Genomic DNA, 21,713 nt, shown 5'->3' with positions numbered 1-21,713 from the left:
ATGGCACAGGGACGCTCTGCGGTAACCTCTTCCTTCGGGTGGCCCGTGCGCCTCGGTGCGTCACGGGCGCTGCTGCTGGTCATGCTGCTGCTGGCGGCCTGCCTGGCCTCGGCCATCGGGGTGATCACCACCAGCCACCTGACCCGCGATCAGTACGCCCGCCTGCAGGTGCTCGAGCGCGAGCAGCAGCAGCTGCAGACCGAGTGGGGCCAGCTGCTGCTCGAGGAGAGCGCCTGGTCCTCGCCGGCGCGCATCGAGCGCCTGGCCCAGCAGCGCCTCGAGATGCGCCTGCCCGATATCGACGAAGTCGAGGTCATCCAGCCATGAGCGGTGAGGCACGCAGCGGCGTGACGCCGCGTCGCCCCCCGCCCACGGCGCCCATGGGCCAGGCCCGCTACCGGATGATGATGGGCCTGGTGCTGCTGGGCCTGGCGCTGCTCGCCGGGCGCATCGTCGACCTGCATGTCTTCGACCGCCCCTTCCTGCAGGGGCAGGGCGATGCCCGCACCCTGCGCACCGACACCATTCCCGCCCATCGCGGGATGATCACCGACCGCCACGGCGAGCCGCTGGCCATCTCCACGCCGGTGGTGACGCTCTGGGCCAATCCCCAGGATCTGCCGGACGACGACATCCAGCGCCTGATGCTGGCGAACGCCCTCGGCCAGGACCTCGAGACCCTCAACGAGCGCATCGCGCGCTACGCGACCCGCGAGTTCATGTACCTGCGTCGCCGCATGACGCCCGAGGCGGCCCAGCGGGTGCTTTCCCTGCGCGTGCCCGGCGTGCATGCCCGGGAGGAGTACAAGCGCTACTATCCGGCCGGCGAGGTGAGCGCCCAGCTGCTGGGGGTGACCAATATCGACGACCAGGGCCAGGAGGGGCTCGAGCTCGCCTATCAGCCCTATCTCGCCGGGGTGCCCGGCAAGCGCCGGGTGCTCAAGGACCGGCGCGGGCGCCTGGTGCGCGACCTTGCGCTCCTGCAGGAGGCGCAGCCCGGCGGCGATCTCACCCTGGCGCTGGACCAGCGGCTGCAGTACATGGCCTATCGCGAGCTCAAGGCGGCGGTCAGTGAACACGACGCCGACGGCGGCAGCGTGGTGATGCTCGATGCCCGCACCGGCGAGGTGCTGGCCATGGCCAACCAGCCCTCCTACAACCCCAACGACCGCGCCGGCCTCGATCCCCAGGGGCTGCGCAACCGCGCCATCGTCGACACCTACGAGCCGGGCTCGGTGGTGAAGCCCCTGGCGATGGCGGCGATGATCGAGCATGGCGGGGTCGCGCCGGAGACGGTGGTCGACACCTCGCCCGGCTGGATGGTCATCGATCGCTTCACCATCAAGGATATTCGCAACTACGGCGAGCTGGACCTGGCCGGGATCCTCGAGAAATCCTCCAACGTCGGCATGTCCAAGCTGGCCCTGCGCCTCGACGAGCCGGTGATCCCGGCCACCTACCGCGCCCTGGGGCTCGGGCAGAGCCCGGGCACCGGCTTCCCCGGCGAGGCCACCGGCAGCATCCCGGCCCCGGTGCGCTGGTCGAGCAGCCAGTGGGCGGCGCTCTCCTACGGCTACGGCCTGTCGGTCTCGGCGCTGCAGCTGGCCAGCGCCTTCACCGCCATCGCCAACGACGGCCAGCGCCTGCCGCCCTCGCTGCTCAAGCTGGCCGAGCCCCCGGTCGGCGAGCCGGTGATCGACCCGGACGTGGCCCGGCGGGTGCTCGGGATGATGGACCGGGTCGTCGCGCCGGGCACCGGCGCGCGCCGGGCCCTGGTGCCGGGCTACCGGGTCGCCGGCAAGACCGGCACCGTGCGCAAGACCGCCGCCGGCGGGTACCAGGCGCGGGCCTATCGCAGCCTGTTCGTCGGCATCGCCCCGGTCTCGGACCCGCGGATCGTCACCGTGGTGATGATCGACCACCCGCGGGGCGACAGCTACTACGGCGGGGCGGTGGCGGCCCCGGTCTTCTCCCGTGTGGCCGGCAACGCCCTGCGCCTGCTCGACGTGCCCCCGGACGCCCGGGCGCAGGACCCATGATGGCAATGCCAGGAGAGACGAGATGCAGCTGAGTGCCGAGCGACTCGAGGCGGGCCTGGTCGGCCTGTGGCCGGACTGCCGCGATGCCCTGGAGGGCGTCGGCCTGCCCGATCCCGCGAGCCTGGTTCTCGACAGCCGCCGAGTCGGCGTGGGCGACGTCTTCGTCGCGGTGCCCGGCGTGACGGTCGACGGCCGCGACTTCATCGACCAGGCGCTGGCCGCCGGGGCGGCGCTGGTGCTGGCCCACGACGATGGCCGGCCGGGCCCAGAGGACTCCCGCGTGCTGTGGCTCGCGGGGCTGCGCGAGGCCCAGGGGGAGCTCGGGCGGGTGCTGTTCGGCGTGCCGGCGACGCTGGAGCTGATCGGCGTGACCGGCACCAACGGCAAGAGCTCGGTGACCCACTACCTGGCCGAGCTGAGCCAGGCCCTCGGCGTGGAGGCGGGGCTGATCGGCACCCTGGGCCATGGCCGCCCCGGCGCCCTGACGGCCGGCCGGTTGACCACGCCGGGACCGCTGGCCCTGCAGGCGGCGCTCGGCGAGCTGGCCGCCGAGGGAGTGACGCGGGTCGCCATGGAGGCCTCCTCCCACGCCCTGGAGCAGGGGCGTCTCGACGGCGCCAGCGTGCGGGCGGCGGTGTTCACCAACCTGAGCCGTGACCACCTCGACTACCACGGCAGCATGGCGGCCTACGCCGCCGCCAAGGCGCGACTGTTCCGCCGCCGCGAGCTCGAGCTCGCGGTGGTCAACGGCGACGACCCCCTGGCGCGGCTGATGCTCGCCGGCGTGCATCGCGGCGCGCGCGTGCTGGCGGTGGGCCAGGACGAGGCGGTGACCCTGCGCGTCGTCGACTGGCTCGCCTGGCCCGAGGGTCAGCGTGCGCTGATCGCCACGCCCGAGGGCGAGCGCGAGCTGGAACTCGCGCTGATGGGGCGATTCACCCTGGACAACGTGCTGCTGGCCATCGCCACCCTGCACGGCCTGGGCCACCCCCTCGAGGCGCTCTTCGCGGCCGCGGCCGCGCTTGCCCCGGTGCCCGGGCGCATGGCGCCGCTGTCGCGCCCGGGGGCGCCCACGGTCGTCATCGACTACGCCCATACGCCGGATGCCCTGGACAATGCCCTGTCGGCACTGCGCGCGCACCTGCCGGGCAGCGGACGGCTGTGGTGCCTGTTCGGCTGCGGCGGCGACCGCGACAGCGGCAAGCGCCCGCTGATGGCCGCGGCCGCGGCGCGCCATGCCGACGTGCTGGTGGTCACCGACGACAACCCCCGCGGCGAGGCCCCCGAGTCGATCCGCGCCGAGGTCCTCGCGGGCCTGGACGAGGCCGCCGACGTCGAGGTGCACGAGATCGACGGGCGCGGCGCGGCCATCGCCCGGGTGCTGGCCGAGGCCGCCCCCGACGACGTGATCCTGATCGCCGGCAAGGGCCACGAGGACTACCAGGAGGTGGCGGGCGTGCGCCACGCCTTCTCCGACCTCGCCGAGGCCGAGCGCGGCCTGGCGGGGCGGGCCGGGGAGAGCGCGCGATGAGCGGCGTCGGCCTCGGGACCCTGTCCGATATCGCGGCCGCCCTGGGGCTGGCCCGGCCCGCCGAGGAGGCCGCCGTCGATGCCATCGTCACCGATACCCGGCGCCTCGCCCCCGGGGCGCTCTTCGTGGCCCTGGTCGGCGAGCGCTTCGATGCCCATGACTTCATGACCCAGGCGCGGGAGGCCGGCGCCGTGGCGGCGCTGGTCGAGCGCCCGGTGGACGACCCGCTGCCCCAGCTGGTGGTGCCCGATACCCGCCTCGCCCTGGGCCTGCTCGCCCGGGCGCGGCGCCGGGCCTGGCGGGGCGATCTGGTCGCCGTCACCGGCAACAGCGGCAAGACCACCGTCAAGCAGATGCTGGCCACCCTGCTGGGCCGGCGGGCGCCGACGCTCGCCACCCGGGGCAACCTCAACAACGACATCGGCGCGCCCCTGACGCTGCTCGAGCTCGACGACGACCACCGCCAGGCGGTGGTGGAGCTCGGCGCCAACCACCTCGGCGAGATCGCCTGGACCACGGCCCTGGCCCTGCCCCGGGTGGCGATCATCACCAACGTGACCGGCGCCCACGTCGGCGAGTTCGGCGGCACGGGACGCATCGCCCAGGCCAAAGCCGAGATACTGGCCGGCCTGCCCGACGACGGGGTGGCGGTGCTCAATCGCGACGACGCCTTCTTCGCCACCTGGGCGAGCCTCGCCGCGCCTCGGGAGGTGCTCGATTTCGGGCTCGATCCGAGGGCGCGCGTGCACGCCGTGGCGCTGGCCTGCGACGCCCTCGGACGCTATGCTTTCACGCTTGTCCGGGACGGCCGCGAGATCGGCCGGGTCCGGCTGGCCCTGATGGGACGCCACAACGTGGCCAACGCCCTGGCCGCCGCGGCCGCGGCCCTGGCCATGGGCCTTGCCGAGGCCGAGGTGCTGGCCGGGCTCGCGGCGGTGGCGCCGATGCCGGGCCGGCTGAGCACCGTGGAGGGCCTCAACGGCACCCGGCTGCTTGACGATACCTATAATGCCAACCCCGGCGCGGTGAAGGCGGCGCTCGATGTCCTCGTGACGCTGCCCGGGCCGCACTGGTGCCTGCTCGGCGCCATGGGAGAACTGGGGGGCGAGTCCGACCGGCTGCATGCCGAGCTCGGCGACTATGCGCGGGAACGGGGCATCGACTTCCTGGGTACCCTGGGCGCGCCGGCACGGCCGGCCAGCCAGGCCTTCGGCGAAGGCGGGACCCATTTCGACGATCGGGAGGCGCTCACGCGCCACGTCCTCCACCATCTACCGCCCGGGGCCAGCGTGCTGGTCAAGGGCTCGCGCAGCGCCGGCATGGAACACGTCGTGGCCGCCCTGCGCGCGGATGCTTCAAGGTGAACGCACTACATGCTGCTCTTTCTGGCTGACTTCCTGGCGCAATTTCACAGCGCCTTCAACGTTTTCGACTATCTGACCCTGCGCATGATCCTGGGCACCCTGACCGCCCTGGTGCTCTGCCTGTGGCTTGGGCCACTGATGATCCGCCGCCTGGTGGAGCGCCAGATCGGCCAGGCGGTGCGTGACGACGGTCCCCAGTCGCATCTCTCCAAGGCCGGCACGCCGACCATGGGCGGGGCCATGATCCTGATGGCCATCGCGGTGAGTACCCTGCTGTGGGGCGACCTGACCAACCACTATGTCTGGCTGGTGCTGGGCGTGACCCTGGGCTTCGGCGCCATCGGCTGGGTCGACGACTTCCGCAAGGTGGTTGAGAAGAACCCGCGGGGCCTGCCCGCGCGCTGGAAGTACTTCTGGCAGTCGGTGATCGGCCTCTCGGCGGCGGTGCTGCTCTACGTCACGGCGGCCTCCCCGGTGGAGACCAGCCTGATCGTGCCGGTCTTCAAGGAGTTCGTGCTGCCGCTGGGCGTCTTCTATGTGGTGCTGACCTACCTGGTGATCGTCGGCAGCTCCAACGCGGTCAACCTCACCGATGGCCTCGATGGCCTGGCGATCATGCCCACGGTGCTGGTGGCCATGGGCCTCGCGGTGTTCGCCTACGCGAGCGGCAACACGGTCTTCTCCGACTACCTGCAGATCCCCTTCATTCCCGGGGCCGGGGAGCTCGCGGTGTTCTGTGCCACCATCGCCGGGGCGGGCCTCGGCTTCCTGTGGTTCAACACCTACCCGGCCCAGGTCTTCATGGGCGATGTGGGGGCGCTGGCCCTGGGCGCGGCCCTCGGCGTGGTCGCGGTGATCGTGCGCCAGGAGGTGGTGCTGTTCATCATGGGCGGGATCTTCGTCATGGAGACCGTCTCGGTGATCCTGCAGGTGGGCTCCTACAAGCTCACCGGGCGGCGCATCTTCCGCATGGCGCCGCTGCACCACCACTACGAGCTCAAGGGCTGGCCGGAGCCGCGGGTCATCGTGCGCTTCTGGATCATCACCGTGGTGCTGGTGCTGATCGGCCTGGCCACCCTCAAGGTCCGCTGATCGCCGCGGGCCGATCGCCATCCGCAAGGAGCGCAAGATGCACAAGGTGCCGAAGGGAGTGACGCTGGTGGTCGGGCTCGGGCTCTCCGGGCGGGCCATCTGTCGCCACTTGAGCCGGCTCGGCGTGCCCTTCATGGTCGCCGACACCCGCGCCGCGCCGCCCGGGCTCGAGGACTTCCGCGCCGCCCACCCGGGCATCGCCTTCCACGGCGGGCCGCTCACCGAGCTCGACCTCGGCGAGGTCGAGGAGGTGGTGCTGAGCCCGGGGGTCGACCCGGCGACGCCCGGGCTCGCCGCGCTCGCCGGGCGCACCCGCCCGGCCTCCGGCGAGCCGCTGGTGGTCGGAGAGATCGCGCTCTTCGTGCGCGCGGCCCGGGCGCCCATCGCCGCCATCACCGGCTCGAACGCCAAGTCCACGGTCACCACCCTGGTCGGCGAGATGGCCCGCGAGGCCGGCATGCGCGTCGCCGTGGGCGGCAACCTCGGTACCCCGGCCCTGGACCTGCTGGCCGAGGCGCCCGAGGCCGAGCTCTTCGTGCTGGAGCTCTCCAGCTTCCAGCTCGAGACCACGCCGTCGCTCGGCGCCGAGACGGCGGCCTTCCTCAATCTCTCCGAGGACCACCTCGATCGCCACGGCGACATGGCCGGCTACCGCGCCGCCAAGCTCGGCGTCTTCCGCGGTGCCCGCCACGCCGTGGTCAATGCCGAGGATCCCATGACCTGGCCGGCCACGCCGCTGCCCGCCGAGGATCGCTTCACCACCGCCGCCCCCGTGGCGGAGGAGTGGGGGATCGGGCGTCACCGGGGCGCGGACTGGCTGATGCACGGCGAGACGCCGCTGATGGCTGCCGCCGACGTGCGCCTGCCCGGCCGCCACAACCAGGCCAACGCCCTAGCCGCCCTGGCGATGGGCACCCGGCTGGGGCTGCCGCTCGCCGCGATGCGCGCGGTGCTCAAGCGCTTCGCCGGCCTGGCCCATCGCGGTGAGCTGGTGGCCGAGATCGACGGCGTGCGCTGGATCAACGACTCCAAGGGCACCAACGTCGGGGCGACCCTGGCCGCCATCGCGGGGCTGGGGCCGACGCTGGAGGGCCGGCTGATCCTGCTGGCCGGCGGGGTCGGCAAGGGTGCCGACTTCGGCCCCCTGGCGGCGCCGCTGGCGCGCCATGGCCGCGAGGCGGTCCTCTTCGGGCGCGACGCCGAGCGCCTCGCGCAGGCCCTGGCGGGGCGGCTGCCGGTGAGCCGGGTCGACGACCTGGAGGCGGCGATGGCCCGGGCCGCCGAGATCGCCACGCCGGGCGACTGCGTGCTGCTTTCGCCGGCCTGCGCGAGCCTCGATCAGTTCCGCGACTACCAGGCCCGCGGCGAGGCTTTCCGCGGGGCGGTGCTGGCGCGGGCGGAGACGACGCCATGAGCCGGCTGGCGCGTCTCAAGGGGCGGCTCAGCACCGCCGACCAGCCCTTCGATGGCTGGCTGGTGCTGGCGGCGCTCTCGCTCTTGCTGATCGGCTGGGTGATGGTGACCTCGGCGTCCAGCGAGGTCGCCTCGAGCCTCACCGGCAACGCCTGGTACTTCAGCCTGCGCCACGGTGTCTTCCTGCTGGCGGCGCTGGTCGCCGGAGGGCTGGCCCTGCGCGTGCCGATGGCCTGGTGGAGGGCCAACGGCCCTCTGCTGCTGCTCGTGGGCCTCGCGCTGCTGGCGCTGGTGCTGCTGGTGGGGCGCGAGGTCAACGGCAGCCGGCGCTGGCTGTCGCTGCCCGGCGTGCCCTTCAACCTGCAGGCCTCCGAGGTCGCCAAGTTCTGCCTGATCCTCTACATGGCCGGCTACCTGGAGCGTTTCCTGCCCCAGGTGCGCCGCGAGTGGGGCGCCTTCCTGCGCCCCCTGGCGGTGATGGCCGTGGTGGCGGGCCTGCTGATCCTCGAGCCCGACTACGGCGCCGTGGTGGTGATGACCGGCGCGGTGATGGGCATGCTGCTGATGGCCGGGGCGCCCTGGGGGCGCTTTTTGGTGCTGCTGCTGCTGGTCGGGGCGATCGGCGCCCTGGCCGCGGTCGCCGAGCCCTATCGCATGGCGCGCCTGACCAGCTTCGCCGACCCCTGGGCCGACCAGTTCGCCAGCGGCTACCAGCTGACCCAGGCACTGATCGCCTTCGGGCGGGGCCACTGGCTCGGCATGGGGCTCGGCAACAGCGTGCAGAAGCTCTTCTACCTGCCCGAGGCCCATACCGACTTCGTCTTCGCGGTGCTCGCCGAGGAGCTCGGCCTGGTCGGCGCGATCGCCGTGGTGGGGCTCTTCGCCCTGCTGATCTGGCGGGCCATGGCGGTGGGGCGCCGCGCCGAGCTCGCCGGCCTGGCCTTCGCCGCCTACGTGAGCTACGGCTTCGCCCTGGTGCTCGGCGCCCAGGCCTTCATCAACATCGCCGTGAGCACCGGCATGCTGCCCACCAAGGGCCTGACCCTGCCGCTGTTGAGCTATGGCGGCTCGAGCCTGGTGGTGAGCAGCATGATGGTCGCCCTGCTGCTGCGCATCGACATCGAGACCCGCGAGGTCCGACGGCGCGCGCGCCCCACGGCCCGGCGGGCGGGACCCGGCAAGGCGCCGCCCTCCGGCAAGCGACAAGGAAGCACCTCATGACTCGACAGCCAGGACGCCGCGTCCTGATCATGGCCGGCGGCACCGGCGGCCACGTCATCCCCGCGCTCTCCCTGGCCAGGGGCCTGGCCGAGGCGGGCGTCGAGGTTGCCTGGCTCGGCAGCCCGCGGGGCATCGAGAATCGCCTGGTGCCCGAGGCCGGTATTCCCCTGTCGCGCATCGCGGTGAGCGGCCTGCGCGGCAATGGCCTGACCGGCTGGCTGCTGGCGCCGCTGAACCTGGCGCGCGCGGTCTGGCAGGCGCGGCGGGTGATCCGCGAGCTCGACCCCCAGCTGGTGGTCGGCCTTGGCGGCTTCGCCAGCGGTCCCGGGGGCCTCGCGGCCTGGCTGATGCGCCGACCGCTGGTGATCCACGAGCAGAACGCCGTGGCCGGGTTGACCAATCGCGCCCTCTCGCGCCTGGCGCGCCGCGTCTATGCCGCCTTTCCCCAGGCCTTTCCCGGCCGGGCCGAGGTGATCGGCAACCCGGTGCGCGCCGAGATCGCCGCGCTCGGCGTGGCGCCCAGAAGTGCCGCCGAGATGGCGGACCGCCCCCTGCGCCTGCTGGTGGTGGGCGGCTCGCTGGGCGCCAAGGCCCTCAACGAGCGCCTGCCCGAGGCGCTCGCCGAGCTGCCCGCGGCGCACCGCCCCGAGGTGCGCCACCAGGCCGGGCGCGACAAGGATCAGGCGACCCGCGAGGCCTATGCGGCCCAGGGCGTCGACGCCGGGGTCACGGCCTTCATCGACGACATGGCCGGCGCCTACGACTGGGCCGACCTGGTGGTCTGCCGGGCCGGTGCCCTGACCGTGGCCGAGCTCGCCGCCGCGGCCAAGCCGGCGCTCTTCGTGCCCTTCCCCCACGCGGTGGACGATCACCAGACGGCCAATGCCCGGGCCCTGGTCGAGCAGCAGGCGGCACGGCTGATGCCCCAGCAGGAAATGAGCGCAGCGGCGCTGGCCGAGTGCCTGGCGACGCTGCTGGACCCCGACACTCTCGCCACCATGGCGGCACGGGCGCGAGCCGGTGCCCATCTCGACGCCGTCGAGCGCCTGGTGGCCGGTTGCATGGAGACAGGTTTTGAGTGACGAGACCCTCGGGCCGGTTCCCGGTCAGGCTACCCCCCCGCATCCCGGCCGCGGGCTGGGCATGCGCCGCATCCGGCGCATCCATTTCGTCGGCATCGGCGGCGCCGGCATGTGCGGCATCGCTGAGGTGCTGGCCAACCAGGGCTACGCGGTCAGCGGCAGCGACCTGAAGGCCTCGCCGGTGGTGGCCCGCCTTCGCGAGTGCGGCATCCGCGTGTCCCTGGGCCACGCCGCCGAGCATGCCGCAGGCGCCGACGTGGTGGTGGTCTCCACCGCGGTGGACGAGAGCAATCCCGAGATCCGCTGGGCCCACGAGCACCGCGTGCCGGTGGTGCGCCGCGCCGAGATGCTCGCCGAGCTGATGCGCTTTCGCCACGGCATCGCCGTGGCCGGCACCCACGGCAAGACCACCACCACTAGCCTGACGGCGACCCTGCTCGGCGAGGGGGGGCTCGATCCCACCTTCGTGATCGGCGGCAAGCTGACCAGCGCCGGCACCAACGCGCGGCTGGGCGAGGGCGACTACCTGGTGGCGGAGGCCGACGAGTCGGACGCCTCCTTCCTGCACCTGCAGCCCATGGTCTCCATCGTCACCAACATCGACGCCGACCACATGGCCACCTATGGCGGCGACTTCGAGCGGCTCAAGGGCACCTTCATCGAGTTCCTGCACAACCTGCCGTTCTACGGCCTGGCGATCCTGTGCATCGACGATCCCCACGTGCGCGGCCTGCTCGACCAGGTCAGCCGCCGCTTCGTCACCTACGGCTTCAGCGAGGACGCCGACTACCGCATCGAGGATTTCGACCAGCGGGCCGGAGAGGTGCGCTTCACCGCCGTGCGCCCCGAGGGGCTGTCCCCCCTCGAGGTGCGCCTGGCCATGCCGGGGCGCCACAACGCGCTCAACGCCCTGGCGGCGATCGTGGTGGCGAGCGACGCCGGGGTCTCCGACGACGCCATCCTGCGCGGACTCCGGCACTTCGAGGGCGTGGGGCGTCGCTTCCAGGTGCATGGCCACTACCTCGCGCCCGAGGGCGAGGGCCAGGTGATGCTGGTCGACGACTACGGCCACCACCCCCGCGAGGTGGAGATGGTGATCGACGCGGTGCGGGCGGGCTGGCCCGACCGGCGCCTGGTGATGGTCTACCAGCCCCACCGCTACTCGCGCACCCGCGACCTCTTTGAAGACTTCGTGCGCGTGCTGGCCGGGGTCGATACCCTGCTGCTGCTCGACGTCTATAGTGCCGGGGAGGCGCCCCTGGCCGGCGCCGATGGCCGCACCCTGGCCGGCTCGATCCGCCAGCGCGGCGGGGTCGACCCGATCTTCGTGCAGGACAAGAGCGAGCTGCCGGGGCTGCTGGCGCGGGTGCTGCGCCCCGACGATATCCTGATCACCCAGGGGGCCGGCGACGTGGGCGGCATCGCCCAGCGGCTGAGCGATGCCGCCCTGAATCTCGACGAGGTGACGCTATGAGCGATGACATGGGCCGCGTGGCGGTGCTCTTCGGCGGGGCCTCCGCCGAGCGCGAGGTGTCCTTGAAGAGCGGGGCCGCCGTGCTGGCCGCCCTCGAGCGCCAGGGCGTGGACGCCATCGGCTACGACCCCGCCGACGCCGGCCTGGTGGGCCTCGAGGCGCTGGCGCCGGAGCGCGTCTTCATCGCCCTGCACGGCCGCGGGGGCGAGGACGGCACCCTGCAGGGAGCGCTCGAGCTGCTCGATATCCCCTACACCGGCAGCGGCGTGCTGGCCTCGGCGCTGGGGATGGACAAGCAGCGCACCAAGCTGGTCTGGCAGGCCCTGGGGCTGCCGACCCCGGAGAGCGTGATGCTCGGGCCCGATGCCGACTGGCAGGCGGTGGTCGAGCGCCTCGGCCTGCCGCTGATCGTCAAGCCGGTGCACGAGGGCTCGACGCTGGGCATCAGCATCGTCGAGAGCCGCGACGCCCTGGAGGCGGCCTATCGCGATGCCGCCCGCTTCGATGCCCGGGTGATGGCCGAGCGCTTCATCCAGGGTGAGGAGTACACCGTGTCGCTGCTCGGCGACGAGGTCCTGCCGGCCATCCGCGTCGAGGTGCCCGGCGGCTTCTACGACTACGAGGCCAAGTACGTCTCCGACGACACCCGCTACCACCTGCCGTGTGGGCTCTCCGCCGACGAGGAGGCCGAGCTCGCCGGGCTCTGTCGCGAGGCCTTCGCGGCCATCGGCGCTGAGGGCTGGGGGCGCATCGACGTGATGCGTGACGGGGCAGGGCGCTTCTGGCTGATCGAGGTCAACACCGTGCCCGGCATGACCGACCACAGCCTGGTCCCCCAGTCGGCGGCCCACGCCGGCATCGATTTCGATGCCCTGGTGCTGCGGATCCTCGCCACGGCCGGGGCACGGCGCTAGCCCATGGTGGCGCGTGGAAGCCTTGTCGGGGTGCTGCTGCTGGCGCTGCTGCTGGGCGCCGGGGGGCGGGCGCTATGGGTCTGGCTGGACCGTCCCATCGAACGGGTCTCGGTGCGCGGCGAGCTCACCCATGTCAGCGCCGACTATCTGCGCAGCCGACTGGCCCCGCTGATCCAGGGCCATAGCTGGCTCTCCGTCGACCTCGCGGCGCTGCGTCGCGAGGCCCGCGAGATCGGCTGGCTGAAGGAGGTGCGCGTCAGTCGCGAGTGGCCCGATGCGCTGACCTTCGAGCTGGTCGAGCAGGTACCGGTGGCACGCTGGAGCGACGGTCGCCTGCTCAATCCCGCGGGCGAACCCTTCGCCGCCGGCCCGGTGTCACCGCCTGGCGACCTGCCGGATCTCGCCGGCCCGCCCGGCAGCGGTGCCGAGGTCCTGGACTTCCGGGCCCGGCTTGCCGTGCAGTTCGCCTCCCTGGGACTCGAGGTGCGCCAATTGCGGCTGGAGCCGCGGGGCGCCTGGCGCTTCCAGCTCGACAGCGGTGTCTGGGTGATGCTGGGGCGCAACGATCGCGCCCCGCGCCTGGGTCGGCTGGTCGCCGCCTGGGAGCGTGAGCTCGGGGCTCTGGCGTCGCATATCCGCTACATCGACCTGCGCTATCCCAACGGCGTGGCCGTGGCGTGGCATGGCGAAACCCAGCCGCCCGAGGGAGAGTCGGCCACGGAAGGGTGATCCAACGATGGAATAATTCGCCCGTGAGGGGGAGATTTCGGGTGTTTCTTTCACGGCAAAATCGCCGTATCGTGTCCGGTGTTTCAACAATCGGGCTGGTGGAACATGGGATGTTGTTCCTATAATTGCCCCAGGCTAACTTTTCAGGATTAATCTCCCCTTCGGGGTCAGGTTCTAGGAGACTTCCCGACTCATGGCAGGTCCATCCAATGCGTCCAATATGGTAGTCGGGCTGGATATCGGAACATCCAAGGTCGTGGCGATCGTGGGTCAGCCCACCGACGATGGTGGGATCGAAATTGCCGGTATCGGCTCACATCCGTCGCGCGGCATGAAGAAAGGCGTGGTAATCAATATCGAATCCACGGTGCAGTCGATCCAGCGCGCCGTGGAAGAGGCCGAGCTGATGGCCGGCTGCGATATCCACTCGGTCTATGTCGGCATCGCCGGCAGCCATATCAGTTCGATGAATTCCGATGGCGTGGTGGCGATCAAGGAGCGCGAGGTCGCCTCCACCGATATCGACCGTGTCATCGACTCCGCCCGGGCGCGCGCCATCTCCGAAGGTCAGCGGGTGCTGCATGTGCTGCCCCAGGAGTTCGCCATCGACACCCAGGGCGGCATCCGCGAGCCGCTCGGCATGTCCGGGGTTCGCCTCGAGGCGCGGGTGCACCTGGTGACCGCCGCCCTCAACGCCGTCCAGAACATCGAGAAGTGCGTGCGGCGCTGTGGGCTCGAGGTGGACTCGATCATTCTCGAGCAGCTGGCCTCCAGCCACGCGGTGCTGACCGAGGACGAGCGGGAGCTCGGCGTCTGCATGGTCGATATCGGCGGTGGCACCACCGACATCGCGGTCTTCACCGAGGGGGCCATTCGCCACACGGCGGTGATTCCCATCGCCGGCGACCAGGTCACCAACGATATTGCCATGGCCCTGCGCACGCCCACGCAGCACGCCGAGGAGATCAAGGTCAAATACGCCTGCGCGCTGACGCAGCTGGCCGCCAGCGACGAGATGATCAAGGTGCCGAGCGTCGGTGACCGACCGGCGCGGGACCTCTCCCGTCAGTCGCTGGCCGAGGTGGTGGAGCCTCGCTACGAGGAGCTCTTCACCCTGGTGCGCGACGAGCTGCGGCGCAGCGGCTTCGAGGACCTCGTCGCCGCGGGGGTGGTCCTGACCGGCGGTACCGCCCGAATGGAGGGCGTGGTCGAGCTGGCCGAGGAGATCTTCCATATGCCGGTACGCATCGCCTGCCCGCAGAACGTGCGCGGGCTGGCCGACGTGGTGCGCAATCCGATTTATTCGACGGGTGTCGGCCTGCTGCATTACGCTCTACTGGAAACCCGTCAAGGGCATGGCCGCCAGGGGGCCGGGGGTAGCCTGTCGGCGCAACCGAGGCGCGACGACACTGCCCGGCGTGACGCAGGGGAAGGAGCTCCGGCGTTGGCAAGGATCAAGGGCTGGTTCAAAGGAAATTTCTGACAGGGCCGCGGTTGCGGTTCAGGAGACGGGACTTATGTTCGAACTGGTAGATAGCGCACCCTCCAGCAGCGCAGTCATCAAGGTCATCGGTGTCGGGGGCGGTGGCGGCAACGCCGTCAATCACATGGTCGAGAGCAACATCGAGGGCGTGGAGTTCATCTGCGCCAATACCGATGCCCAGGCGCTCAAGCGGGTCGCCGCCAAGACCGTGCTCCAGCTCGGCAGCGAGATCACCAAGGGGCTCGGCGCCGGTGCCAACCCAGACGTCGGCCGCCAGGCCGCCATGGAGGACCGAGAGCGCATCGCCGAGTTGCTCGGTGGCGCCGACATGGTCTTCATCACCGCCGGCATGGGTGGCGGTACCGGGACCGGCGGCGCGCCGGTGGTCGCCCAGGTGGCCAAGGAGCTGGGCATCCTCACCGTGGCCGTGGTGACGCGTCCCTTCCCGTTCGAGGGTCCCAAGCGCATGCGGGCCGCCGAGGAGGGCATGAAGGAGCTCTCCGAGCATGTCGACTCGCTGATCACCATTCCCAACGAGAAGCTGCTCTCTGTGCTCGGCAAGAGCGCGACCCTGCTGACCGCCTTCAGCGCGGCCAACGACGTGCTGCTGGGCGCCGTGCAGGGCATCGCCGAGCTGATCACCAGCCCCGGCATCATCAACGTCGACTTCGCCGACGTGCGTACCGTGATGTCCGAGATGGGCATGGCGATGATGGGCACCGGCGGCGCCACCGGCGAGAACCGTGCCCGTGAGGCCGCCGAGAAGGCGATCCGCAGCCCGCTCCTCGAGGACATCGATCTCCACGGCGCCCGTGGCATCCTGGTCAACATCACCGCCGGCCCGGATCTCTCCATCGGCGAGTTCAACGACGTGGGCGCCACCGTCCAGGAGTTCGCCTCCCAGGACGCGACCATCGTGGTGGGCACCTCCATCGACATGGAGATGACCGACGAGCTGCGCGTGACCGTGGTCGCGGCCGGCCTCGACGGACGTCAGGCCCAGAAGCCGGCCGCCCGGGAGGCCTCCTCGCGTCGCACCGACGCCAGCGGCTATCGTCAGCGTACGCCGGCCGCCGCCAGCCGCGGCCAGGCTGCCACGGCTCCCAAGCAGGAGCCCCAGGAGGCTCCGCGCCCCCAGGCGCAGCCGGATAAGCGTCCGTCCCAGGAGCTCGATGATTACCTCGATATTCCCGCCTTTCTGCGCCGCCAGGCCGATTGAGGCGGTCTATCGAGGGGATAGGGGAGGCGCCGGGTGATCTTTCTTTGTTGAAACGACCGTTCGGTGTTATAGTGAACGGTGTTTGATAACCAATGACTGCCTGGCGACTGCCCATGATCAGACAACGAACCCTGAAGAACGTCATCCGCGCCACCGGCGTCGGCCTGCACTCCGGCAAGAAGGTCTACCTGACGCTGCGACCGGCGCCGGTCGACACCGGGATCGTCTTCGTGCGCACCGACCTCGAGCCGGAGGTGCAGATCCCGGCGCGCGCCGAGCACGTCACCGATACCACCCTGTGCACCGCGCTCTCCGCGGGCGGGGCCAAGGTCGCCACCGTCGAGCACCTGATGTCGGCCTTCGCCGGCCTCGGTATCGACAACGCCTACGTCGACGTCAGCGCCCCCGAGGTGCCGATCATGGACGGCAGCGCGGGTCCCTTCGTGTTCCTGATCCAGTCGGCGGGCATCGCCGAACAGAACGCGCCCAAGCAGTTCATCCGCATCAAGCGCGAGATCGTGGTGCGCGAGGGCGACAAGGAGGCCATCTTCCTGCCCCACCAGGGGTTCAAGGTCTCCTTCGCCATCGACTTCGACCATCCGGTGTTCGAGGGGCAGTCCCAGACCGCGATGGTGGACTTCTCCACCACCTCCTTCGTCAAGGAGGTCTCCCGGGCGCGGACCTTCGGTTTCATGCGTGACCTCGAATACCTACGCGCCAACAACCTGGCGCTTGGCGGCAGCCTCGACAACGCCATCGTGGTCGACGACTACCGCATCGTGAACGAGGGTGGCCTGCGCTACGACGACGAGTTCGTCAAGCACAAGGTGCTCGACGCCATCGGCGATCTCTATCAGCTCGGCCACAGCCTGATCGGCGAGTTCCGCGGCGTGAAGTCGGGTCATGCCCTGAACAACCAGCTGTGCCGTGCCCTGATGGCGCAGCCCGAGGCCTGGGAGCTGGTCACCTTCGAGGGCGAGGCCGAGAAGGCGCCGATCTCCTACGCGGCCCCCGCCATGGCCTGAAGCCGCGCGTTTCACCGGCAGTCATTGGAACGCCGCTATCCGCCAGGATGGCGGCGTTCTGGTGTCTACCGATCGCGTCTCGGCTCAGGGTCTCTCGGCGTGGGCGGCCAGCCGCTCCAGGGCGCGCTTGAGGCCGGGGTCGTCGACGTCGGCCGCGCAGCTCGTGATCTCGTCGGCCGCCTGTGCCGGCAGGTGGCGGGGCTGGCGCAGGGGCGGCCGGGTCGGTCGCACGGGGCGCACCTTGAGGGTGAAGCCGGTGACGGCCTCGAAGCCCGGCAGCTGGTGCAGCAGGCCGAGCAGTCGCGGCTGTTCGTAGCGCAGCCGGGTCAGCCACACCGCGCGGTCGGTGATCAGCGCCAGTTTCCCCTGGTGGAAGCCGCCGACGAAGAGGTGCTCGCGCATCTCCTCGGGCAGGTGGTCGCGCAGATGGGACTGGGCACGCTCGACCAGGGTGGCCATGCGCATCAGGGCGCCCAGCTCGCCGCGACCCTCCAGCAGGCGGGACATGGGCTGTGCGCGGAACCGCTTAACCTTTATACTCATCTGCTTGATTCTCGGGGTCGAAGCCCTGACGTTATCCGTCGGCCGCCATGATCCAGGCGGCCCTGATCAGCCAGAGCCTAGCACGCACCGGAGGCCCTCGACAGCATGCCCGCCCTCACCGACAACGGCGCCGCCCCCCAGGGGTCGCAGCGCAAGCGCCGCGCGACGCGCTGGTGGCTGGCCGGTCTGCTGGTGGGGTGCCTGTTGCCGGCGAGCCTTGCGCATCTGGACGCCCTGCGCCCCCTGGAGCGGGCCGCCCAGGTCAGCCTGCTGGTGCCGGTGCTGCTGCGGGTGCGCTCCCGCCTCCAGGCGCGCCGTCGCGCCCTGGGGCGCTGGGTCCGCCGCCGCCTGGGCTGGCCGCCGGTCGCGCGCCGATGCCGCCCGCGCCCCGCGCTCTCCTCGCTGCCGGTGGCCGCCCACGACGTCCTGTCGCGCCGCGGCCCTCCCGTGCGCTGCTGAGTCACCGTGCCGGAGAGGTCGCGGGCCGCCGCCCGCGATGCGATATCATACGCAGCCACTGGATCCTTCATGATCAATAACCTGTTACGCAAGGTCGTCGGTTCGAAGAACGACCGCGACGTCAAGCGCATGAACCGCCAGGTCGCGAGTGTGACCGCCCTGGAAGCCGACCATGAGGCGCTCGACGACGCCGCCCTCCAGGGGCGTACCGCGCACTTCCGCGAGCGCCTCGAGGGCAACGAGACCCTCGACGCGCTGCTGCCGGAGGCCTTCGCGACGGTCCGCGAGGCCAGCCGCCGCGTCATGGGCATGCGCCATTTCGACGTGCAGATGGTCGGCGGCCTGACCCTGCATCGCGGCCGCATCGCCGAGATGAAGACCGGCGAGGGCAAGACCCTGGTAGCGACCCTGGCCGTCTACCTCAATGCGCTGCCCGGCAAGGGCGTGCACGTGGTCACGGTCAACGACTACCTGGCCCGTCGCGATGCCGAGTGGATGCGTCCGCTCTACGAATACCTGGGCCTGTCGGTGGGGGTCATCTACGCCGGCCAGACTCCCGAGGAGAAGCGCCACGCCTACGGCTGCGACATCACCTACGGCACCAACAACGAGTTCGGCTTCGACTACCTGCGCGACAACATGGCCTTCTCCCTCGAGGAGAAGGTGCAGCGCGACCTGCACTTCGCCATCGTCGACGAGGTCGACTCGATCCTGATCGACGAGGCACGCACACCGCTGATCATCTCCGGGGCGGTGGACGAGAACACCGAGCTCTACCAGGTGGTCGACCGCCTGGCGCGCCACCTCGAGCAGTGCAGCGACGAGGAGGACCCCGAGAGTGGGGACTTCACCCTCGACGAGAAGCAGAAGCAGGTGGAGCTCACCGAAGGCGGCCACCACAAGGTCGAGGGGCTGATGCGCGAGCAGGGGCTGCTCGGCGAGGCCGACTCCCTCTACGCGGCCCAGAACCTCAACCTGCTGCAGCACATGCACTCGGCGCTGCGCGCCCGCCACCTCTACCACCGCGACGTCGACTACATCGTCAAGGATGGCCAGGTGGTGATCGTCGACGAGCACACCGGCCGCAGCATGCCGGGTCGGCGCTGGTCCGAGGGCCTGCACCAGGCGGTGGAGGCCAAGGAGGGGGTGACCGTCCAGCGCGAGAGCCAGACACTGGCCTCGACCACCTTCCAGAACTACTTCCGCCTCTACGAGAAGCTCGCGGGCATGACCGGCACCGCCGACACCGAGGCCTTCGAGTTCCGACAGATCTACGGCCTGGACGTGGTGGTGATTCCCACCAACCGGCCGCTGGTGCGCAAGGATCTCAACGACCTGGTCTACCTGACCGCCGAGGAGAAATTCGAGGCGATCATCGAGGACGTCCAGACGCAGACCGCGGCGGGGCGCCCGGTGCTGGTCGGTACCGCCTCCATCGAGACCAGCGAGTACCTGGCCGAGCTGATGAGGCGCGCCGGCATGGCCTTCAACGTGCTCAACGCCAAGCAGCACCAGAGCGAGGCGCAGATCATCGCCCAGGCCGGCCGCCCCGGCGCCGTGACCATCGCCACCAACATGGCCGGCCGCGGCACCGACATCGTGCTCGGCGGCAACTGGGAGGCCGAGGCGGCCACCCTGGACAACCCCAGCGAGGCGGAGCTCGAGCGGCTCAAGGCCGAATGGCAGGCGCGCCACGACGCCGTGCTCGAGGCCGGTGGCCTTCACGTGGTCGGCTCCGAGCGCCACGAGTCTCGGCGCATCGACAACCAGCTGCGCGGGCGGGCCGGCCGTCAGGGCGACCCGGGCTCGACGCGCTTCTTCCTCTCCCTGGAAGACAACCTGATGCGCCTGTTCGGCTCCGATCGAGTCCAGCGGCTGATGCAGGCCCTGGGGCTGGAGCGCGGCGAGGCGATCGAGCACAAGATGGTCTCCAACGCCGTCGAACGCGCCCAGAAGAAGGTCGAGGGGCGCAACTTCGATATCCGCAAGCAGCTGCTCGAGTACGACGACGTGGCCAACGACCAGCGCCGCGTGATCTACGAGCAGCGCAACGAGATCCTCGCCGCCGAGGACGTCTCCGAGAACGTCGCCGGAATCCGCGAGGAGGTGCTGGACCTCGCCATCAGCGAGTTCGTGCCGCCCCAGAGCCTGCCCGAGCAGTGGGACCTGGCCGGCCTCGAAGACCACCTCAAGAGCGAGTTCAACCTGGACGCGCCGGTCGTCGAGTGGGCCGAGCAGGACGAGCGCTTCCACGAGGAGCAGCTGCGTGAGCGGCTGCAGGCCATGCACCGCGAGGCCTACGAGGCCAAGGTCGCCGAGGCTGGCGAGGCCCTGATGCGCCGCTTCGAGAAGCAGGCGATGCTCCAGGTGCTCGACACCCGCTGGAAGGAGCACCTGCAGTCCATGGATCACCTGCGCCGCGGGATCCACCTGCGCGGCTACGCCCAGAAGAACCCCAAGCAGGAGTACAAGCGCGAGTCCTTCGAGCTGTTCCAGCACCTGCTGACCAACATCAAGGCCGATGTGACGCGCATCCTGAGCCACGTCCAGGTGCGTCGTCCCGAGGAAGTGGAGGCGCTCGAGCGCCAGCGTCGCGAGGCGCTGGAGCGCGAGAAGGCCTCGGCGGCGAGCCGTCACGAGGAGCCCGCCCTGGCCGGCGCTGGGGGAGACGAGGCGCCGGAGGCCCCGGCGCCGGGCGCCGATGGCCGCCCGCTGCGCCGCGAGGGCCCCAAGGTGGGGCGTAACGATCCGTGCCCCTGCGGGTCGGGCAAGAAGTTCAAGCAGTGCTGCGGCAAGCTGAGCTGAGGGACCGAGGCGAGGGCCGGGCGGGTCCCGGCCGATAGAGGAGACAAGACGATGGCAGTGGGCGAGACACGTTTTCCCGTGATGCCGGTGATCGAGGGGCTGCGGCTGGGCACCGCCATGGCCGGCATCAAGACGCCCGGTCGCCGCGACCTGGTGGTGGTCGAGGTCCCCGAGGGGGGCAGGGTGGCGGGCGCCTTCACCCGCAACGCCTTCTGTGCGGCGCCGGTGACGGTGGCCCGCGAGCACCTCGCGGCCTGCGCGACGCGCGGCGAGGGCGCGCGCTACCTGGTGATCAACACCGGCAACGCCAACGCCGGCACCGGCGAGACGGGGCTCCGTGATGCCCGGGCCACCTGTGCCGAGCTCGCGCGGCTGGCCGAGGTGGAAGCGGCCAGTGTGCTGCCGTTCTCCACTGGGGTGATCGGCGAGCCGCTGCCCATGGAGCGCCTGCTGGCCGGCCTGCCCGGCGCGCTGCAGGCCCTCGACGACGGTCCCGCGGCCTGGAGCGAGGCGGGCGAGGGCATCCTCACCACCGATACCCGGACCAAGGGGGCCAGCGTGACCCTGACGCTGGGCGAGGCGACGGTGACCATCAACGGCATCGCCAAGGGCTCGGGCATGATCCGGCCCGACATGGCCACCATGCTCGCCTTCGTGGCCACCGACGCCGCCATCGAGCAGTCGCTGCTCGACCGGCTGCTGCGCGAGGCGGTGGAGCGCTCCTTCAACTGCATCACCGTGGACAGCGATACCTCGACCAACGATGCCTGCCTGCTGATCGCCACCGGCCGCGGCGCCTCGGTGGCCGACGGCGAGGCCCTCGAGCGCTTCCGCGAGGGCCTTGCCCAGGTGATGACGGAGCTCGCCCAGGCGGTGATCCGCGACGGCGAGGGGGCGACCAAGTTCGTCACCCTGCGCGTCGAGCAGGCGCGCAGCCGCCAGGAGGCGCTGGACGTGGCCTTCACCGTGGCGCACTCGCCGCTGGTCAAGACGGCCCTCTACGCCTCCGATGCCAACTGGGGACGCATCCTCGCCGCGGTGGGGCGCGCGCCGGTCGAGGCGTTCGACGTCGATCGCGTCACCATCGATCTGGGCGAGGTTCGCCTGGTCGAGCATGGCGGTCGCGCCCCCGGCTATACCGAGGAGGCCGGCAGCGCGGTGATGGCCCGCGAGGAGATCGAGATCCGCATCGCCCTGGGGCGCGGGGAGCAGGAGGCGACGGTCTGGACCTCGGACCTCTCCCACGACTATGTGAGCATCAACGCCGACTATCGTAGCTGACCGACCCGTCGGTCGGCAGTCAGACAGAAACCCCACACG

General features: G+C 71.0%; 18 protein-coding genes. 17 read left to right on the top strand and 1 reads right to left on the bottom strand.

The features are described from left to right. From ftsL to lpxC, 14 genes are all read left to right on the top strand, one after another. Positions 1–327: a cell division protein FtsL gene (gene ftsL, locus FIU83_RS11485; RefSeq protein ID WP_152484171.1), complete on the top strand. Its 327-nt coding sequence runs from the start codon at positions 1–3 to the stop codon at positions 325–327. Beyond that, on the top strand, positions 324–2,039 hold the full coding sequence (locus FIU83_RS11480; protein ID WP_152484170.1) for a penicillin-binding protein 2: 1,716 nt from the start codon (positions 324–326) through the stop codon (positions 2,037–2,039). Before ftsL ends, FIU83_RS11480 begins: the two co-directional genes overlap by 4 nt. Positions 2,040–2,061: 22 nt before the next feature. Further along, positions 2,062–3,570, top strand: a complete 1,509-nt coding sequence (locus FIU83_RS11475) for a UDP-N-acetylmuramoyl-L-alanyl-D-glutamate--2,6-diaminopimelate ligase (protein WP_152484169.1) — start codon at positions 2,062–2,064, stop codon at positions 3,568–3,570. Then, positions 3,567–4,934, top strand: coding sequence for a UDP-N-acetylmuramoyl-tripeptide--D-alanyl-D-alanine ligase (murF, locus tag FIU83_RS11470; RefSeq protein ID WP_152484168.1), 1,368 nt, complete (start codon positions 3,567–3,569; stop codon positions 4,932–4,934). Before FIU83_RS11475 ends, murF begins: the two co-directional genes overlap by 4 nt. Positions 4,935–4,943: 9 nt before the next feature. Beyond that, positions 4,944–6,026, top strand: a complete 1,083-nt coding sequence (mraY, locus tag FIU83_RS11465) for a phospho-N-acetylmuramoyl-pentapeptide-transferase (RefSeq protein WP_152484167.1) — start codon at positions 4,944–4,946, stop codon at positions 6,024–6,026. A gap of 37 nt (positions 6,027–6,063) precedes the next feature. Beyond that, positions 6,064–7,440 carry a UDP-N-acetylmuramoyl-L-alanine--D-glutamate ligase gene (murD, locus tag FIU83_RS11460; protein WP_152484166.1) on the top strand — a complete coding sequence of 459 codons (1,377 nt, stop codon included), beginning with the start codon at positions 6,064–6,066 and terminating at the stop codon, positions 7,438–7,440. Beyond that, on the top strand, positions 7,437–8,660 hold the full coding sequence (ftsW, locus tag FIU83_RS11455; protein ID WP_152484165.1) for a putative lipid II flippase FtsW: 1,224 nt from the start codon (positions 7,437–7,439) through the stop codon (positions 8,658–8,660). The genes murD and ftsW overlap by 4 nt, the downstream gene beginning before the upstream one ends. After that, on the top strand, positions 8,657–9,742 hold the full coding sequence (gene murG, locus FIU83_RS11450; RefSeq protein ID WP_152484164.1) for an undecaprenyldiphospho-muramoylpentapeptide beta-N-acetylglucosaminyltransferase: 1,086 nt from the start codon (positions 8,657–8,659) through the stop codon (positions 9,740–9,742). Before ftsW ends, murG begins: the two co-directional genes overlap by 4 nt. Positions 9,743–9,803: 61 nt before the next feature. After that, positions 9,804–11,216, top strand: coding sequence for a UDP-N-acetylmuramate--L-alanine ligase (gene murC, locus FIU83_RS11445; protein ID WP_152485345.1), 1,413 nt, complete (start codon positions 9,804–9,806; stop codon positions 11,214–11,216). After that, positions 11,213–12,130 carry a D-alanine--D-alanine ligase gene (locus tag FIU83_RS11440; RefSeq protein ID WP_152484163.1) on the top strand — a complete coding sequence of 306 codons (918 nt, stop codon included), beginning with the start codon at positions 11,213–11,215 and terminating at the stop codon, positions 12,128–12,130. Before murC ends, FIU83_RS11440 begins: the two co-directional genes overlap by 4 nt. A 3-nt stretch (positions 12,131–12,133) precedes the next feature. Then, positions 12,134–12,859, top strand: a complete 726-nt coding sequence (locus FIU83_RS11435; protein ID WP_152484162.1) for a cell division protein FtsQ/DivIB — start codon at positions 12,134–12,136, stop codon at positions 12,857–12,859. A gap of 193 nt (positions 12,860–13,052) precedes the next feature. Continuing rightward, positions 13,053–14,342 carry a cell division protein FtsA gene (gene ftsA, locus FIU83_RS11430; protein WP_152484161.1) on the top strand — a complete coding sequence of 430 codons (1,290 nt, stop codon included), beginning with the start codon at positions 13,053–13,055 and terminating at the stop codon, positions 14,340–14,342. 34 nt (positions 14,343–14,376) lie between these two features. After that, entirely contained in the window at positions 14,377–15,561 is a 1,185-nt protein-coding gene (ftsZ, locus tag FIU83_RS11425; protein ID WP_152484160.1) for a cell division protein FtsZ, read from the top strand. A gap of 113 nt (positions 15,562–15,674) precedes the next feature. Further along, positions 15,675–16,586: a UDP-3-O-acyl-N-acetylglucosamine deacetylase gene (gene lpxC, locus FIU83_RS11420; protein WP_152484159.1), complete on the top strand. Its 912-nt coding sequence runs from the start codon at positions 15,675–15,677 to the stop codon at positions 16,584–16,586. Between the two features lie 84 nt (positions 16,587–16,670). On the opposite strand, the gene FIU83_RS11415 is transcribed toward lpxC, so the two are convergent. Further along, positions 16,671–17,093 carry a DUF721 domain-containing protein gene (locus FIU83_RS11415; RefSeq protein WP_152484158.1) on the bottom strand — a complete coding sequence of 141 codons (423 nt, stop codon included), beginning with the start codon at positions 17,091–17,093 and terminating at the stop codon, positions 16,671–16,673. Positions 17,094–17,234: 141 nt separating this feature from the next. Here FIU83_RS11415 and FIU83_RS11410 point away from each other — a divergent pair, with 141 nt between their 5' ends. The 3 genes from FIU83_RS11410 to argJ all read left to right on the top strand — a co-directional run bounded on the left by FIU83_RS11410 (position 17,235) and on the right by argJ (position 21,674). Beyond that, complete coding sequence (locus tag FIU83_RS11410; protein WP_152484157.1) at positions 17,235–17,588, top strand: hypothetical protein; 354 nt, start codon at positions 17,235–17,237, stop codon at positions 17,586–17,588. Positions 17,589–17,657: 69 nt separating this feature from the next. Further along, complete coding sequence (gene secA, locus FIU83_RS11405) at positions 17,658–20,393, top strand: preprotein translocase subunit SecA (RefSeq protein WP_152484156.1); 2,736 nt, start codon at positions 17,658–17,660, stop codon at positions 20,391–20,393. Positions 20,394–20,444: 51 nt separating this feature from the next. Further along, the gene (argJ, locus tag FIU83_RS11400) at positions 20,445–21,674 is read left to right on the top strand and encodes a bifunctional glutamate N-acetyltransferase/amino-acid acetyltransferase ArgJ (RefSeq protein WP_152484155.1); all 1,230 of its coding nucleotides are present in this window, start codon (positions 20,445–20,447) and stop codon (positions 21,672–21,674) included. Positions 21,675–21,713 lie beyond the last annotated feature (39 nt).

The sequence above is a fragment of the Halomonas sp. THAF5a genome (assembly GCF_009363755.1).
In the GTDB taxonomy this organism is placed as follows: domain Bacteria; phylum Pseudomonadota; class Gammaproteobacteria; order Pseudomonadales; family Halomonadaceae; genus Halomonas.
This window is presented reverse-complemented; position numbering and strand designations above follow the sequence as displayed.